Here is a 15,379-nt window from a genome sequence, read left to right as displayed (position 1 = left end):
GAGCTACGAAATGACAATCAAAAAGGTTCAACAGCAGTCTGCTTAAACACCAAAGACCGCATCCAGGTTCGGACTGCGGTCTTGTTCGCCGCACACAAGGTGCGTGATCCTCTGATTGATCTCTGGGTTTAGAGGTTCTCTTCGGCCTCGGCGGCGCCGGAGCGGGCGGCGGTGATACAAGGTGCGAGAACCATGGCAACAAAAATAATAGCGATGACGATGTCGTGCATACTGTGTGCCTCTTTTCTGCGGAACGTCTTAGCGTTCCTGGCAAAATCAGCATCTCTCGAATGTGCTTCGAGCAACATTCCACTTCGGCATGCAGGCAGCGAACGGGGGTGGGATTCCCTATTCCACCTTGGTGGTATTCGGTTCACTAAAATAGAAGGGGAGCCCGTCATGTCCTACCAGCTTGCCGTCGAACAGCTTTACGCCCGTGGCCATGAGCTTGCGCCGCCACAACCGGGTGCGCCCCGCCGCAAGTTCGACCTCGCCTATATGCGCCGGTTGATGTCAGAACTGGGCGATCCGCAGACCACCTTCCCGTCGGTGCTGATCGCGGGCACGAATGGCAAAGGATCGACGGCGGCGACGCTGGCTCGTGTCCTGACCGCCTCTGGTTATCGCGCCGGGCTCTACACCTCGCCACACCTGGAGCGCATTAATGAGCGCATTCGCATTGGCAGGGAGCTGATCGGCGACGAAACCTTTGCGCAGTTCTATTTTCATGTGGATGACACATCGAACCGCCTTGTTGCCGCTGGGGAGTTGCCGCAACCGCCCAGCTTCTTTGAGGTGATGACCGCGATCGCCTTCCTTTACTTCGCGGAGCAGAAGGTTGAGATTGCCGTCCTGGAGGTTGGTCTTGGCGGGCGTTTGGATGCGACGAATATCGTCGAGCCTGTCGTCTCAGTGATTACCGATCTCGGGCTCGATCACATGGACTATCTGGGGCCGACACTGACGCACATCGCGAAGGAGAAGGCCGGCATTCTGCGCAGGAACGGCGTGATGGTCACGCTGCCGCAGCATCCTGAGGCGAACTACGCTCTGGGCGAAGTTGCCGTGCCGCTGGAGGTGCGTGGCGTCAACGCCGCCGCCTATATCCCTGACCGCGGCCTGGCGCAGACAAGTCCCTTCCGCAACGTGTATCCCCTGCGTGTGCTTGGGGAAGACATCACCATCGATGCTCCGCTGGGCGGAGCACACCAGCAGCGCAATCTCGCGCTGGCGATTGCCACCGCGGTCGAGCTTCGCGAGCATCATGACTTTGCGAAGATCACGGCCGGTAGCATCGCTGTGGGAATTCACCAGACCGAGTGGCCGGGACGGTTGGAGCTGCTGACCAGCGGCGGTATGGAGTTCCTGCTCGATGTGGCGCATAACCCTGACGGCGCATGGACGCTGCGCTCCGCGCTGGGTCAGCTTCCGGAGTCGCGGCCGCGTACGCTGTTGTTCTCCTGCCTGCGGGACAAAGCCGTAGACGAAATTGCGCAGATTCTGTTCCCACTCTTCGACGCAAGCGCCGACCGCGTGCAGGATCATATCGTGCTGGCGCCGATGATGAACCCACGCGCCGCGTCGATCGACGATCTGAAACAGGCAGCTGTGCGTTTGGATATCCCAGCCACAACAGCTCCGGATGTTGCTGCTGCTGTAGAGCAGGCTCGCGCTGTTACGCCCGCCGGCGGACTCGTTATTGTGACCGGCTCGGTCTATCTGATCGGCGACGTGCGACAGATTCTGAAGAAAGAGATGTAGGACCTACGATGGCCAAACCGACCACCGCACAGAAGCTTCTGACCTATGTTTTGCTGGCGCCGTTGATCGTCGCGTCCACGGCATTCTTCGGCATGATCTCGCTGATCACGTCGTTGTGGGACAAGAGCGGACGCCAGCAGCATGCCATTGCGCAGGTATGGGCCAGGTCCCTGCTGATGCTCGCGTTCTCGCCGATGAAAGTGATCGGCCGCGAGAAGCTTGGACGTGTCGCGGTATACGCATCGAACCACATCAGCTACATGGATACGCCGGCGCTCTTTGGCAATCTGCCATTCCAGTTCCGCATCCTGGCGAATCACTATCTCTTCAAGATCCCGTTCATTGGCTGGCACCTTACACGCTCCGGCCAGGTACCCATCGATCAGTCGAATCTGCGCTCGCAGATCGCTGGACTGAATAAGGGCACGGCGGCGCTGAAATCGGGCATGCCGCTTCTGCTGTTCCCGGAAGCAGGCCGCAGCAAGGACGGCCATATCCGCTCGATGTTGTCGGGCGCGGCGTTCATGGCAATCAAGGCACAGGTGCCGATCGTTCCGCTGGCTCTGGTGGGAACGCATGAGCTGATGCCGATGCATGTGTATGCTCTTGCTCCGCGTCCATTGAAGCTGATCGTGGGTGATCCGATCGATACCACCGGGCTCACGACAAGAGATGCCGAGACGGTGACGAAGAAGCTGCACGATGCGATTGCGGAGATGTATTACGCGCACAGCGATGTGCAGCGGCCGGCGAAGGAAGAGCCTGCGGTGTCGGCGGAGCTGGCTTAAAGCCAGGGCGTGGCCTTCGGCCACGATCGTTGAATTGTTGAATAGGTGGGCGTATCGAGTGGAGCTCGATACGCTTTTTGTTTTGTCATTTCGTAGCGTTCGGGGTCCCCGGCCAGCTTTGCCGGCTGGGGTGAAGCGCAGCGGAGAAATCTGCTTCTCAGCCTAAACGCTCGTGTTGTCTTGGATGCAAGAAACGGGTTCGCGCGTAGCGCGAATGCCCTACTCTTTGTCCTCGACAAAGAGTAGGGCAACAAAGCAGGTCCTTCGCTTCGCTCAGGATGACAAACCAGAAGAGTCGTCGAACACGCGGCGTTGTTAATCGCCGATGGGCTTCGAGAACATATGCTTGATGCCACGCAGTGCCTGGCGGGTACGCTCTTCGTTCTCGATCAGCGAGAAGCGGACGTACTCATCGCCATACTCACCGAAGCCGATGCCGGGGCTTACTGCGACCTTGGCCTGTTCGAGCATCAGCTTTGAGAACTCGAGCGACTTCAGGTGGCGATACTGCTCTGGAATCCTGGCCCAGGCGAACATCGTTGCCTTCGGTAGATCCACCGGCCAGCCCAGCTTGTTCAGGCCGTGAACGAGTACATCGCGGCGTGAGCGGTAGTTGTCGCAGATGGCTTTGACACAGTCCTGCGGACCTTCCAGCGCGAGGATGCTGGCGACCTGGATCGGCGTGAAGGTGCCGTAGTCGAAGTAGCTCTTGATGCGGGCCAGAGCGCCGACGAGCTTCTGGTTGCCGACCATGAAGCCGACGCGCCAGCCGGGCATGTTGTAGCTCTTCGAGAGCGTGAAGAACTCGACGGCGATGTCTTTGGCTCCGGGCACTTGCATCACGCTCGGTGGCGTATAGCCGTCGAAGGCGATGTCGGCGTAGGCGAGATCGTGCACCAGCCACACACCGTACTCCTTGCAGATGGCGACCAGCTTCTCGAAGAAGGGAAGGTCAACGCACTGGGCGGTGGGATTGGCGGGGAAATTGACGATCAGCACCTTGGGGCGCGGCGTCATGCGCGGAATCACATCCTGAATGCGTGCCAGAAAGTCATCAGTCGAATCAGTGATGGGAATGCTGAGCACATCCGCACCGGCGATGACCGGGCCGTAGATGTGGATCGGATAGCTGGGGTTGGGCACCAGCACGGTGTCGCCTTTGTCGAGCACGGCGAGGCAGAAGTGGGCGATGCCCTCCTTCGAGCCGATGGTCATGATGGCCTCGGTCGCAGGATCGAACTCGACGTTGTAACGCTGCGCGTACCAGTTGCAGATGGCTTTGCGCAGGCGGGGAATTCCCTTCGAAAGCGAATAGCGATGCGTGCGCGTCTTGTGCGCCGCCTCAATCATCTTGTCGACAATATGCTGCGGCGTCGCGCCGTCAGGATTACCCATGCCGAAGTCGATGATGTCTTCGCCGCGCTTACGCGCCGCCGCCTTCAGCTCGCCGGTTATGTTGAAGACATAGGGCGGAAGGCGTTTGATTCTAGGAAATTCGTCGCTCACAATGTCTCTATTTTCCCACGTAAGGCCTGTGGGCTTGGTCAGGAACGTTCTGGAACGCTGGAAAACAGTAGTGGAATGTTGATGATTCCGATTCCTGACTTGCTCGATGCAGTCTTCTTTTTGTCATTTCGTAGCGAAGCGGAGAAATCTGCTTCGCTACCCATGCTGTCAGTGCTGAGGAAGGGAGAAACGGTTCGCGCGGAGCGCGAATACCCAGGTCCCCGGGGGACCTAGGGCACCCAATGCCTACTCCGGTGCTTTTGCGCCGTTGTTGGGGGGATTGTCGGGATACTCGGGTGACTCGCGATGGGCTTTCTTCATCTCCTCGTCCATACGGGCGACGATGTCGGGATGCTGGGCGGCGATGTTTTTGCTCTCCCAGGGATCGACGCTCAGGTCATAGAGCTCGAGTTTGGCGCCCTTCTTCAGACGTACAGCCTTCCATTTGCCCAGACGTCCGGCCTGACGGTAGACGGGCTCATAGAACTCCCAGTAGAGGAAACGGTCTTCGCCGGTACGTCCGCTTAGTAGATAGGGACGGATGCTGATGCCGTCGGTCGGCTCCGATGGAGCTCCGGCAAGGTCGAGCGCTGTGGGCAGAAAGTCAGGGAAATAGACGGGCATCTGGCTGATGGAACCGGCCTTGATCTGGCCGGTCCAGCGAACGATCAACGGATCGCGTATGCCGCCTTCATACATGTCGCGCTTGTAGCCGGTCAGGTTGCCGTTGGAGTCGAAGAAATCGATCACGCGGGTCTGCGCCGGCGTGGGCTCGGAGCGCGGACCGTTGTCAGAGGCGAAGAAGATGATGGTGTTTTCGTCCAGATGCAAGCGCTTCAGCGTATCGAGGATCTGTCCGATGCCCTTGTCCATCCACCAGATCATGGAAGCGTAAGTCTTCTCATCGTCGGACCAGCCTTTCTCGTCGGCGTAAGGCCCGAAGTCCGGAGCGGTGTAGGGACTGTGCGGACTGTCAAAGGCGGTGTAGAGAAAGAAGGGCTCATCCTTGTGCCGGGTGATGAAGTCGATGGAGTCTTCCGTGATCATCACCGTGTCGTAGCGTCCCTGGCGGCCGCCCGAATTTTCGAGGATGTCGATCTCTTCTTCATTGCGCATGCGCTTTGCCGGCCAGTAGCCCTGTGTCTCTTCGCGCTGCGTCAGCCAGCCTTTGAACTCTTCGAAGCCATGGCGATTCGGCGTGGCCTCTGGGTCGTAGCCATCGAGATGCCACTTACCCATCAGGCCGGTGCGGTAGCCTGCCTGGCGCAGGTAGTCGGCGACGGTGCGGTCTTCGGGCAGCAGGCTGGCTCGGCGAATCTCTTCTTTGCCTTTATGGCCGACTTTGCCCGCTGCGAGAGCGAAGTTGTCGCGGACGCGCGCGTGACCGCCGTGCAGGCCGGTCATCAGCGTGCAGCGCGATGGGCCGCAGACCGGAGCTCCGGCGTAGCCCTGCGTGAAGCGCATGCCCTGCGCCGCCAGGCGGTCAATGTTCGGGGTTTTGATTTTGGCGGAGCCGTAGACGGCGGGGTCGCCCCAGCCCATGTCGTCGGCCAGGATGAAGAGGATGTTCGGCCGGCGGGAGGTGGTGGCGGCAGTCAGCACCGGGGCGGCCGCGGTTGCGGCTGCTCCCAGCGCCGATGCAAGCAGGGTACGGCGCGTCATCGACATCGGAACGGTTCCTCTCATCCACGGAGATGTGGAGATTGAAACTATTCTTGCATTGAAACGCGACCGCGGTCTTTGCTCTAGACGTTGAACTTGAAGAAGAGGATGTCGCCGTCCTTGACGACGTACTCTTTACCTTCCGAGCGGTAGAGGCCCTTCTCCTTCACCGCCTGCTCGCTGCCCAGCGTGAACAGATCGTCGCAGTGGTAGGCCTCGGCGCGGATGAACCCCTTCTCGAAGTCTGAGTGGATCACTCCGGCGGCTCCCGGAGCCTTGGTGCCGCGCTTGATGGTCCAGGCCCGGACTTCGGTGACGCCGGCGGTGAAGTACGTGATCAGGTGCAGCAGCTTGTAGGCAGCGCGGATCAGGCGGTTCAGGCCGGGCTCTTCCAGGCCCATGGCAGAGAGGAACTCTTTGCGCTCTTCCGGATCGAGCAGAGCGATCTCGCTCTCCATCGCTCCGCAGATACGCACAACCTCGCTGCCCTCTTCGGCGGCGCGCTTCTCCACCTGTGCTGTCCACTCATTGCCTTCGGTCAGACCGGTCTCGTCGACATTGGCGACGTAGAGCATGGGCTTCTGGGTGATGAGGAAGAGCTCACGGCTGGCAATCAGTTCATCTTCGGTGAGATCGGCGACGCGAGCGGGCTTGCCCTCGCCAAGCACAGCCTGCAGCTTCTTCAGGGCGGAGAGCTCGCTCTTCACTTTGGCGTCCTGCGAGTTCTTGGCGACCTTCTCGGTTTTGACGAGGCGCTTCTCGACCGACTCGAGGTCGGCGAGCAGAAGCTCGGTGTTGATGACATCGATGTCGCTCAACGGATTCACGCCGCCGGCGACGTGGACGACATTGTCATCGTCGAAGCAGCGGACGACGTGTGCGATGGCATCCGTCGAGCGGATGTGGCCCAGGAACTGGTTGCCGAGGCCCTCGCCCTTGCTGGCGCCGGCGACCAGGCCGGCGATATCGACGAACTCCATCGTCGTGGGCACGGTCTTGGCCGGCTTGACGAAGTTGGTGATCTTGTCGAGACGGGGATCGGGCACGACCACAACGCCCACATTGGGCTCGATGGTGCAGAACGGATAGTTGGCGGCCATCGCCTTGGCCGAGGTCAGCGCGTTGAAGATCGTGCTCTTGCCGACGTTCGGCAGGCCGACGATGCCACAGTTCAAAGCCATTGCTGGGGTGGGTCCTCTACTCTCAAAAAAAGCTGTCTCTTTGATTGTAGAGGGCGCAACGAAAATGGGCCTCGCGGGGAGTCATCCGCGAGGCCGTTTGTTACGAGGCTGTCTCGTAAAGCGCTTCGGACTTGCGGAAGAGATCCCAGAAGGGCTCCAGCGGCTTCTCTTCCAGCACCCCTTCCAGCACCTCCAGATGCGTATGCCAGCCTTTGGTGTAACCCTCTGCCTGGCTGGCATCGGAGACGCGGCGATGTGTCAGGACGAAGCGGACTTTCTTGCCCTCGGGCGTGAGTTCGAAGATGACCTCGGATGGCTCCTCTCCTTCTCCCCAGCTCATGCCGAAACGGCGGGGAGGCTCCCACAGGGTGACTTTATGTGTGCTGGTATGGCCGTTCTCGTACTGTTTGAACCGTTCCGGCATCTCGCCCGGCTCTGGTGTCAGCTCGGCGTGTTTGAAGCGCATCTGGAACTCTTCGCCGACCGAGGTTCCTGCGTCTCCTCTCGCGAGCCACTTGCCACGCTTCTCGCCGTCTACCAGGTATTCCCACACCCGTTCGATCGGGCCGGGGAACAGGCGTTCGAAACGGAATGTGTCTGCATTGACGCGTACTGCGCGCTTGTCGATGATTGTTGCCTGCTTCACTATTTTTCTCCTTTCGATCTCGCATCTGCTGCCGCGTCCTGTTCCAGCAGCATCTCCAGACGATCCAGGCTGTCGCTCCAGAAGCGTTCGTAGAAGCGCAACCACTCGTCCGCCTTTTTCAGTTGCCGTGCCTCAAGACGGCACAGGTGTACACGGCCCATAATGCGCCTCCGCACCAGACCTGCGTTCTCCAGCACCTTCACATGCTTGGCTCCGGCTGCGAATGACATCTCGAAGCCGGCGGCGAGTTCACCGACCGAGTGCTCCCCACCCGCCAGCCGGCGCAACATCTTCCGTCGCGTGCCGTCGGAGAGCGCATGAAAGACCCGATCGAGTTTCGCTTCACGTTCAACCATATGGTTGAGTATTTCTCGGAGTGGAAGGATTGTCAACTAGGAGGTTGAATGATGATTGAATAATGGAATTAATGAATCATTGAATGACGCTACGCGCAGCCCTTCTTCAATCATTCAATTCTTCAATCATTCAATTCTTCAATCATTTGGTTATTCAAAAAAAGAGCGGACGCCGGGGGACGTCCGCTAAGGGAGGCTAACTGTTTATCTTGTCTGTGCTACTGCTGTGAGGCCGCGTTGTTGTTTGCCGGGGGGACGACGCTGAGGTCGTCGGCCAGGCGGAAACGGACAAGCGACTCGGCAGGTAAGTCGATGTCCTTGTTGCCGGTCAGGCCGGCAACAGCTGTGCCTGCGCCAGCGCCGGAGAGGCCGCCGACCAGAAGGCCGACGCCGCCGGTAGCCAGGCCGCCGATCAGCATGCCGGCGCCGGTACCGCCGCCGATCCAGGCGGCGCTGCGCTTACCTTTACCCTTTTTGGTCCGGGTAAAGGTCCCGGTTTCCAGTGGGTATTCGGTGCCGTTCAGGGTCATGCTGGTGAGGCGAAGTTGCAGGATGGATGCGCCCTTGAAGTGACCGCGCTTGTGCGACTCCTCGACAACGCCGCCGACTGGTGTGCCACGCGGTACGATTACGCGATCATTCACTGCGATAGGCTCGGCGATCTCGCCGGTGAAGCGGGAGCCTGCGGGCGTAGTCTTCACGCTGATGTGCTGATTGATGCGGATAGCCATGTTGGTTCCGGCGGGGATCTTCACATCTACCGGCTTCACGATCGGCTTATTCGGTTCCGGTACAGCAGCGCCGGCCGGAACCGGAGTTGCGCCTGGAGCGGTGCCAGGAGCGGTGCCAGGAGCCATCATGGGAGTTGCCGCAGTGGTGGTAGTTCCAGGAGTGCTGCCCATCGGAGCCGGAGCAGTGGTCTGTGTGATGGTCTGCTGATGCGTCTGCGGATCGGGCGGTTGCACCGTCGTTGTAACGATATTGCCCTTACCGTCATTGGTCACTACCTGCTGCGGCTGACCCGTGGCCGCAGCCTGTTGTTTCGCTTGTTCCAGCGCTTTTTCATCCGCAGACTTGCAACCCGCAAGCGCACAGCACAATAACAACGCCGCTGCGGTAGATGAAATTGTCTTCCAGGGGAGAAACATCGATCGTCCTCGTTTCTGATCGCGCCAGTGGGAGGGGAGGCGCGAGGGTTGTTCGAGTAATACGATGCGGGAAAGACAGTTGCAAGTTGTAAGTAGTGGGAAGTCGTTGAATCGTTGCATGGTTGAATCGTTGAATAGTTTGGTCGCCGAACGGTCAGGGTAGGTCCTGAACTTTTGTTAACGAATAGATGCTCACAAAACAAAAAGCCCGGCATTCACCGGGCTTTTACCATTCAACGATTCAACCATTCCACGATTCAACTAGCTTCGGTAAACGATCCGTCCTTCCGAGATCGTCATCTTCACGACTCCCGGCAACGTGTGTCCATCGAACGGTGTGTTGCGTGATTTCGATGGAGAGTTGCGGGCATTGAAGGTCCAGGTCGATTTCGGATCGAAGAGCACGACATCGGCGAAGGCTTCAGGCGCCAGGGTTCCGCGTCCGCGCAGGCCCATGATGTGTGCAGGCGCGGTGCTCATCAGGTGGATCAGCCGCAGTAATGGCATACGGTGCTGATGATGCAGCATCTTGATCGAAAGTGAGAGTGATGTCTCCAGACCGGTGATGCCGTTCGGAGCCTTCTCGAACTCCTGCTCTTTCTCGTGCACGGCGTGCGGAGCGTGATCGGTTGCAATGCAGTCGGCAGTGCCGTCCAGCAGTGCTGTCACCATCGCGGCACGATCAGCCTCGCCGCGCAGCGGAGGATTCATCTTCGCGTGCGTGTTGTAGCCCTCGACTGCTTCATCGGTCAGCATGAAGTGATGCGGCGCTACCTCGCAGGTCACATGCAGACCCGCGCGCTTGGCGTGACGAATGGCCTCCATCGCTTTCGCCGTGGAGACATGCTGAACGTGCAGATGTGGCCGTGGACCCTTGCCGGAAGTCGTCAGCTCGCGGACGAGACGTATATCGCGCTCCACAATGCCGGACTCCGCTTCGACCGACATGCCGCGCAGGCCCAGGCGGAAGGCGCGTGCGCCGGCGTTCATGCTGGCGCCCACGGTGATCTTGGTGTTCTCGGCATGCTGAATCATTGGCACGCCGGCGCGCGCAGCAGCAATGAGCGCCTGATGCATGATGGCATCCTGCAGGACAGGCTTGCCATCGTCAGAGACGCCGACGGCGCCGGCAGCTTTCAACGAGCCGTACTCCGTAATGGCCTCGCCCATGCTGCCGCGGGTTGCGGCTGCAACGGGGAAGACGCGAATAACAGCGTTGCGTTCCGGCGAGAGCATCCAGCGGGTGATCTCCGGCGAATCGTTTACCGGAGAGGTGTTGGGCATGCAGCAGAGCGCGGTGAATCCACCCATCGCGCCGGCTTTGGTGCCGGACTCGATGGTCTCCTTGTGGCCCTGGCCTGGTTCACGCAGGTGAACGTGGATATCGACCAATCCAGGCGCGACCACCAGGCCGGTAGCGTCGATAACCTCGGCGCCTTCTTTCTTGGCCGTGGCATTGAGCTTGCCCGGATCGCCGAGTTCAACAATCTTGTTGTCGTGAATGAGCAGATCGCGCGGACGATCGGTGCGCGATGGCGGATCAATCAGATGGCCGCCTTTGATCAGAATCGATTTCATGCGGCGCCTCCGTTCAACGCGCGTACGAGAAGCGCCATGCGGATGGCGAGACCGTTGCGCACCTGTTCCTCAATGGCGGAGCTTGGGCCGTCGGCGATATCCGCCGTGATCTCGAGCCCACGGATCATCGGGCCGGGATGCATCACCACCGCGGTGGGCGCGTGTTTGAAGTAGCGATCTTCATTGAGCTGGTACTGTTTCTGGTAGTCGGCCAGGTCAATCTGCATGCCGGCCAGCCGCTCCTTCTGGATGCGAAGCATCATGGCGACCTGCGACTGCTGCAGCGCCTTGTCGAAGTCGCGCTCCAGCGTGATCCCAGTGGATAGATCAACGGCTTCCGGGGGAAGCAGCTGCTGCGGACCGCACAGAATGACCTTTGCGCCAAGACGAGGCAGCAGCAGAGCATTCGAGCGGGCTACGCGTGAGTGCAGGATGTCGCCGGTGATGCAGACAGTAATGCCGTCGAGCGTGGTGTCGGTTGCGGCCTGCTTCTTCCCCAGGCGGCTGAGGATGGTGCGAAGATCCAGCAGCGCCTGCGATGGGTGCTCGTGCATGCCATCGCCCGCATTCAGCACGGGTAGACCGGTATGCTTCGCCAACAGATACGGCGAGCCGGAGGCGTTGTGCCGCAGGATGATGCACTCTGCTCCCAGTGCGCGCAGCGTCAGGCCGGTATCTTTCAGGCTCTCGCCCTTCTCGATCGAGGAGGACTTGTCGCTGACCAGGGTGGTCATGGCGCCGAGTGATTTTGCTGCAAGCTCAAAGCTGGTGCGGGTTCGTGTGCTGCTCTCGTAGAACAGCAGCGCCAGCTTGCGGTTTTCCAGCAGGGTTGCGTGCTTGCTCTGCGGTTCGCCGGCCAGGCGCTCGGCGAGCGCAAGAATATTGCTGACCTCTTCGAGCGAGAGCTGCGTGATCGAGAGCAGGCTGCCAGGGTGAATGCCGTCGGCTGATGGTGTCGTAGCCTTCGGCTGCGGCGCCTGAGCTGTTGCCTTTTTAGGCACAGACTTATGCGCAGATTTAGAGGCGGACTTAGTGGCAGGTGACATCAGGATGTAACACGGGAAAACCTGGGTTAGTCGACTCGCTCCACGAGCAGAACCTGCTCCTGCTGGTCGACTTCGTTGAACTTCACTTCAATAATTTCGCGGTCAGTCGTTTGGACCTTACGGCCGATGAACTGCGCTTCGATGGGCAGTTCGCGCCAGCCGCGATCAATCAGCACCAGAAGTTGTACCGAGCGGGGACGTCCGTGGTCAAACAGGGCATCGAGCGCGGCGCGGATGGTACGGCCGGTATAGAGCACGTCGTCCATCAGAATGATGTCGCGGTCGTTGACGTCAAAACCGATCGCGCCGGGAGTCACCGTCGGCCGCGTTCCCGACGTCGACAGGTCGTCGCGGTAGAAGCTGATATCCAGGACGCCGGTGTCGACCGTAGTCTTTTCAATCGCTCCGATCAGTTTTGCCAGACGCTCCGCTAAAGGAACGCCGCGGCGCTTGATGCCGACCAGACCCAGGTTGGCCGCGCCATTGTTCTTTTCGACAATCTCGTGTGCCAGGCGCACCAGGGTGCGCTCGATCTCTGAGGCAGACATCAATCTGCCCTTCTCGCGGAGGGTGGGTTTCGGCTTCGACTCGCTCATTCTGCCCTCGAATGATACGTGGCCCACCGGTCTCAGGCAACCGGAGAACTACGATTAGAAGAGAGGCTGGGTCGCAGACGGCCCCGCTTGCGGATAACTGTATGAATCTTCCGCGTATTCCGGATATCGGACACGTCGGGGTGTCGGAGCAGCTTTGGATGGGTGAGTGGAGGACCTGCTTTTGTTGAGCCACACATCTGGGCGCCCCATCCATCGCAACGCGATGGGTGGGATATGCGAGACCCGCTCAAATCGTATCTTTTGTCATCCCGAAGGGATCTGCTTTTGAAGTTTTGAGTCGGGAGATCGATCGGTAGAGAAGCAGATTTCTCCGCTGCGCTTCACCCCAGCCAGCAAAGCTGGCCGGGGACCCCGAACGCTGCGAAATGACAAAAAAAGACGATTCGAACTTTGCTCGAATGTCCCACTCACGCTTTCGCGTGACCACCCCAACGAACACGTTCGTTGGGGTGAATGGGGCACCCAGTGCATGGGCTAGTTAGCCTGTTTTTCCTTGTCCTTGTCGTTATCGTCGAAGCTGATCTTGCCTGGCAGATCGAGCGCCACCAGGCCGAAGCGGGTAACATCGCCCTTCTTCTCAATACCGACGATGTGCTGGTGCTGCTTTGAGCCGGCTCGCAGGTCCAGGTCGCCTTTTACTGAATCCGTCCCCTTGCCATTGACGTTCACGTGGCCATCCTTCTCATCGCAGGTCAGGCCCTGGCCGGTGCGGGTCGGGGTACCGATCGGCTTGCTGTCTTTGCAGGCGATGACGTCCCCATAGGCGGCAAGGGCCTTGCGGTAGTAAGCCTCAACCTTGTCGGCTGAGTCGGTGGTGGTGTAGGTCACCGCCTTCACATGGATGCGGAAGTCCCCGAAACCCATATTGAAGTCGGCCGCATCGGGTTCCTCCTTGCCATCCTTCTGTTTCATTTCGAGGGAGGCGCCGGGATAGACGGGCAGGCCGAGACCGCTGATGACCTTCTCCGGGTCGGTTTTGACCTGTAGTCCTCCAAACGGGGTGGCGACACGAACATCCTTGTTGCCGGACTCGCCACTGGAGGAGACGCGGCAGCCGGTGGCGAGCAGCGCAGTCGCAGATACGAGAGTGAGCAGGCAGACGGAGGTTTTCATAGTGATGGAAGGATACGGCGACTTTCACGCATTCGTTCCCATCTGGCGAAATTTTGCTTGACTTATCTGCATAGACAACACAATATGTTGTACGGTTCCGTTGTTTGGGGCAATTAGGCTAGCTAACGATGCAGATTCCGGGCCCTTAGGGAGAGTCCGGCGGAGGCAAGTATGGTTGGCAGGTCCAAGTGCTGCAGAACAATCCAGGCACCGACAAATCCTTGAGCGAGGCCCCACGTACACGTATGTGGGGCCTATTTTTTTGCCTGTAACCTGTTGCAAGAACGGAATCCCCCGTCCTCTATTAGCCGAGGTGTCAAACATCACTATGAAGAAGCTTGTTTTTCTGGCATTTGCAACCGTTTCCTGTTTTGCCCAGCAGAAGGAAGAGCCGCCGAAGGTTCCTGCCCCCGCCCCCGCCGCTGCTATGCCCGCCGTGGTAACGCCTGCTTCCGAAACTGAGGGTTCGGTCACCGCGAACGGTCAGCGGGTCGACTACAAGGCTGTCGCCGGCACACTGACGGTCGCCGCCGATGATGCGCACGATGCGCAAATTGCGCTCGACGGAAGCTGGCTGCCTGAGGCGCATATCAACCTCGAAAAGCCGGAGGAGGCTCCGGCGACCGCCCGCATCTTCTACACGGCTTATTTCAAGAAGGGTGCGAAGGCCGAGGAGCGGCCCGTGACCTTCCTCTATAACGGTGGCCCGGGCAGCTCGACGATGTGGCTGCACATGGGGTCATTCGGACCGAAGCGTGTGATCACCAACGACACGCATCACGATCCGGCCGCGCCGTACAAGATCACGGACAATACCTATTCGCTGCTCGATGTCTCGGACGTGGTCTTCATCGATATGCCTGGTGCGGGTTTCAGCCGTCTCTTCGGTAAAGATAAGGAGAAGGCCTTCTGGGGTATCGACCAGGATGCGCATGCCTTCGACCGTTTCATCCGCCGCTTTTTGACCAAATACTCCCGCTGGAACTCGCCGAAGTATCTCTTTGGCGAGAGCTACGGCACCACGCGTTCCGCAGTGCTCTCGAACATGCTGCAGAACAGCGGTGTTGATCTAAACGGTGTCATTCTGCTGAGCCAGATTCTGAACTTTGCCGACTCGGCTGACGGATCGCGTTCCGGACCGGGCAGCGATATGGCCTATGTTCTGTCGCTGCCCAGCATGGCGGCTACGGCTTTCTATCACCACAAACTGCCGACGCAGCCGGCTGCGCTCGAGCCCTTTCTGACCGAGGTCGAGCACTTTGCTACGACGGACTATCTGCTGGCGTTGGCAAAGGGTGCTGACCTGGGTGATGCCGACAAGCGCGCTGTCGCTGAGAAGCTGCATGGCTATACCGGTCTGCCGGTTGACTATCTGCTGCGCGCCGATCTGCGCGTCAACGGCGGTGGATTTTCCAAGATGCTGCAGCTTGGCGATGGCTTGACGACGGGCCGTCTGGACTCGCGCTACGCGGCTCCCGATATCGATCCGCTGTCATCGGAGGCGGAGTACGATCCACAGGGGCAGGCCATCACCTCGGCCTACACCACCGCCATCAACAGCTACGCTCGCGAGACGTTAAAGTATGGCGACCAGATGACCTATAAGCCGGGTGCTTACGGTGACCCCGGCTTTGACTGGGACATGCGCAAGGGGTTTGCCAACTTCGGTCGAAGCACCAATGTGATGACAGATCTGGCCAACTGCATGAAGGGCAATCCGAAGTTGAAGGTCATGCTGCTGGGCGGCTACTTCGACCTGGGGACGCTCTATTTTGGAGCGGAGTACGAGATGAAGCATCTGCAGATTCCCGCAGCCCTGCAGAAGAACATCAGCTACCACTTCTACGAGTCCGGACACATGGTCTATCTGAACGAGTCGATCATGAAGCGATTCCACGACGACACCGCCGAGTTCATTCGGGGAACAGAGAACGGCAAATAACGATTCCACATATCGCAAGACGTATATAAACCCCG

Annotated in this window: 13 protein-coding genes; 3 read left to right on the top strand and 10 right to left on the bottom strand. The window is 59.4% G+C overall.

Going from position 1 to position 15,379, the window contains the following annotated elements:
- The first annotated feature begins 399 nt into the window (after positions 1-399).
- Both FTW19_RS25565 and FTW19_RS25560 read left to right on the top strand, forming a co-directional pair.
- On the top strand, positions 400-1,761 hold the full coding sequence (locus tag FTW19_RS25565; protein WP_147650371.1) for a bifunctional folylpolyglutamate synthase/dihydrofolate synthase: 1,362 nt from the start codon (positions 400-402) through the stop codon (positions 1,759-1,761).
- An 8-nt stretch (positions 1,762-1,769) separates the two neighbouring features.
- Positions 1,770-2,549, top strand: a complete 780-nt coding sequence (locus FTW19_RS25560; RefSeq protein ID WP_147650370.1) for a lysophospholipid acyltransferase family protein — start codon at positions 1,770-1,772, stop codon at positions 2,547-2,549.
- Positions 2,550-2,864: 315 nt separating this feature from the next.
- On the opposite strand, the gene alaC is transcribed toward FTW19_RS25560, so the two are convergent.
- The 10 genes from alaC to FTW19_RS25510 all read right to left on the bottom strand — a co-directional run bounded on the left by alaC (position 2,865) and on the right by FTW19_RS25510 (position 13,402).
- Entirely contained in the window at positions 2,865-4,055 is a 1,191-nt protein-coding gene (gene alaC / locus FTW19_RS25555) for an alanine transaminase (protein ID WP_147650369.1), read from the bottom strand.
- 246 nt (positions 4,056-4,301) lie between these two features.
- A complete protein-coding gene (locus FTW19_RS25550; protein WP_246153495.1) occupies positions 4,302-5,723 on the bottom strand; it encodes an arylsulfatase in 1,422 nt (473 codons plus the stop codon).
- A 77-nt stretch (positions 5,724-5,800) separates the two neighbouring features.
- Entirely contained in the window at positions 5,801-6,898 is a 1,098-nt protein-coding gene (ychF, locus tag FTW19_RS25545) for a redox-regulated ATPase YchF (protein ID WP_147650367.1), read from the bottom strand.
- Between the two features lie 100 nt (positions 6,899-6,998).
- A complete protein-coding gene (locus tag FTW19_RS25540) occupies positions 6,999-7,544 on the bottom strand; it encodes an SRPBCC family protein (protein ID WP_187143167.1) in 546 nt (181 codons plus the stop codon).
- A complete protein-coding gene (locus FTW19_RS25535; RefSeq protein WP_147650365.1) occupies positions 7,544-7,900 on the bottom strand; it encodes an ArsR/SmtB family transcription factor in 357 nt (118 codons plus the stop codon). Before FTW19_RS25535 ends, FTW19_RS25540 begins: the two co-directional genes overlap by 1 nt.
- A gap of 218 nt (positions 7,901-8,118) precedes the next feature.
- Positions 8,119-9,048, bottom strand: coding sequence for a hypothetical protein (locus FTW19_RS25530; RefSeq protein ID WP_147650364.1), 930 nt, complete (start codon positions 9,046-9,048; stop codon positions 8,119-8,121).
- Between the two features lie 261 nt (positions 9,049-9,309).
- Positions 9,310-10,626 (bottom strand): dihydroorotase, encoded by a 1,317-nt coding sequence (locus tag FTW19_RS25525; protein WP_147650363.1) that lies wholly within the window; start codon positions 10,624-10,626, stop codon positions 9,310-9,312.
- Positions 10,623-11,627 carry an aspartate carbamoyltransferase catalytic subunit gene (locus tag FTW19_RS25520; protein ID WP_432445164.1) on the bottom strand — a complete coding sequence of 335 codons (1,005 nt, stop codon included), beginning with the start codon at positions 11,625-11,627 and terminating at the stop codon, positions 10,623-10,625. The genes FTW19_RS25525 and FTW19_RS25520 overlap by 4 nt, the downstream gene beginning before the upstream one ends.
- A 71-nt stretch (positions 11,628-11,698) precedes the next feature.
- The gene (gene pyrR, locus FTW19_RS25515) at positions 11,699-12,268 is read right to left on the bottom strand and encodes a bifunctional pyr operon transcriptional regulator/uracil phosphoribosyltransferase PyrR (RefSeq protein WP_281292413.1); all 570 of its coding nucleotides are present in this window, start codon (positions 12,266-12,268) and stop codon (positions 11,699-11,701) included.
- Positions 12,269-12,763: 495 nt separating this feature from the next.
- On the bottom strand, positions 12,764-13,402 hold the full coding sequence (locus FTW19_RS25510) for a hypothetical protein (RefSeq protein ID WP_147650361.1): 639 nt from the start codon (positions 13,400-13,402) through the stop codon (positions 12,764-12,766).
- 328 nt (positions 13,403-13,730) lie between these two features.
- On the opposite strand from FTW19_RS25510, the gene FTW19_RS25505 reads away from it, so the two are divergent.
- Entirely contained in the window at positions 13,731-15,344 is a 1,614-nt protein-coding gene (locus FTW19_RS25505; RefSeq protein ID WP_147650360.1) for a S10 family peptidase, read from the top strand.
- The last annotated feature ends 35 nt before the right edge of the window (positions 15,345-15,379 follow it).

Origin of the sequence: Terriglobus albidus (assembly GCF_008000815.1) — a bacterium.
Lineage (GTDB): Bacteria > Acidobacteriota > Terriglobia > Terriglobales > Acidobacteriaceae > Terriglobus > Terriglobus albidus_A.
Note: the sequence above shows the minus strand (reverse complement) of the source record. Positions and strands in the feature narration are given on the sequence as shown.

Coding starts and splice junctions, on each gene's coding strand:
- FTW19_RS25505 (WP_147650360.1), top strand. CDS start 13,731: ATGAAGAAGCTTGTTTTTCTGGCATTTGCAACCGTTTCCTGTTTTGCC.
- FTW19_RS25535 (WP_147650365.1), bottom strand. CDS start 7,900: ATGGTTGAACGTGAAGCGAAACTCGATCGGGTCTTTCATGCGCTCTCC.
- pyrR (WP_281292413.1), bottom strand. CDS start 12,268: ATGAGCGAGTCGAAGCCGAAACCCACCCTCCGCGAGAAGGGCAGATTG.
- FTW19_RS25560 (WP_147650370.1), top strand. CDS start 1,770: ATGGCCAAACCGACCACCGCACAGAAGCTTCTGACCTATGTTTTGCTG.
- FTW19_RS25550 (WP_246153495.1), bottom strand. CDS start 5,723: ATGTCGATGACGCGCCGTACCCTGCTTGCATCGGCGCTGGGAGCAGCC.
- FTW19_RS25530 (WP_147650364.1), bottom strand. CDS start 9,048: ATGTTTCTCCCCTGGAAGACAATTTCATCTACCGCAGCGGCGTTGTTA.
- FTW19_RS25565 (WP_147650371.1), top strand. CDS start 400: ATGTCCTACCAGCTTGCCGTCGAACAGCTTTACGCCCGTGGCCATGAG.
- FTW19_RS25510 (WP_147650361.1), bottom strand. CDS start 13,402: ATGAAAACCTCCGTCTGCCTGCTCACTCTCGTATCTGCGACTGCGCTG.
- ychF (WP_147650367.1), bottom strand. CDS start 6,898: ATGGCTTTGAACTGTGGCATCGTCGGCCTGCCGAACGTCGGCAAGAGC.
- FTW19_RS25525 (WP_147650363.1), bottom strand. CDS start 10,626: ATGAAATCGATTCTGATCAAAGGCGGCCATCTGATTGATCCGCCATCG.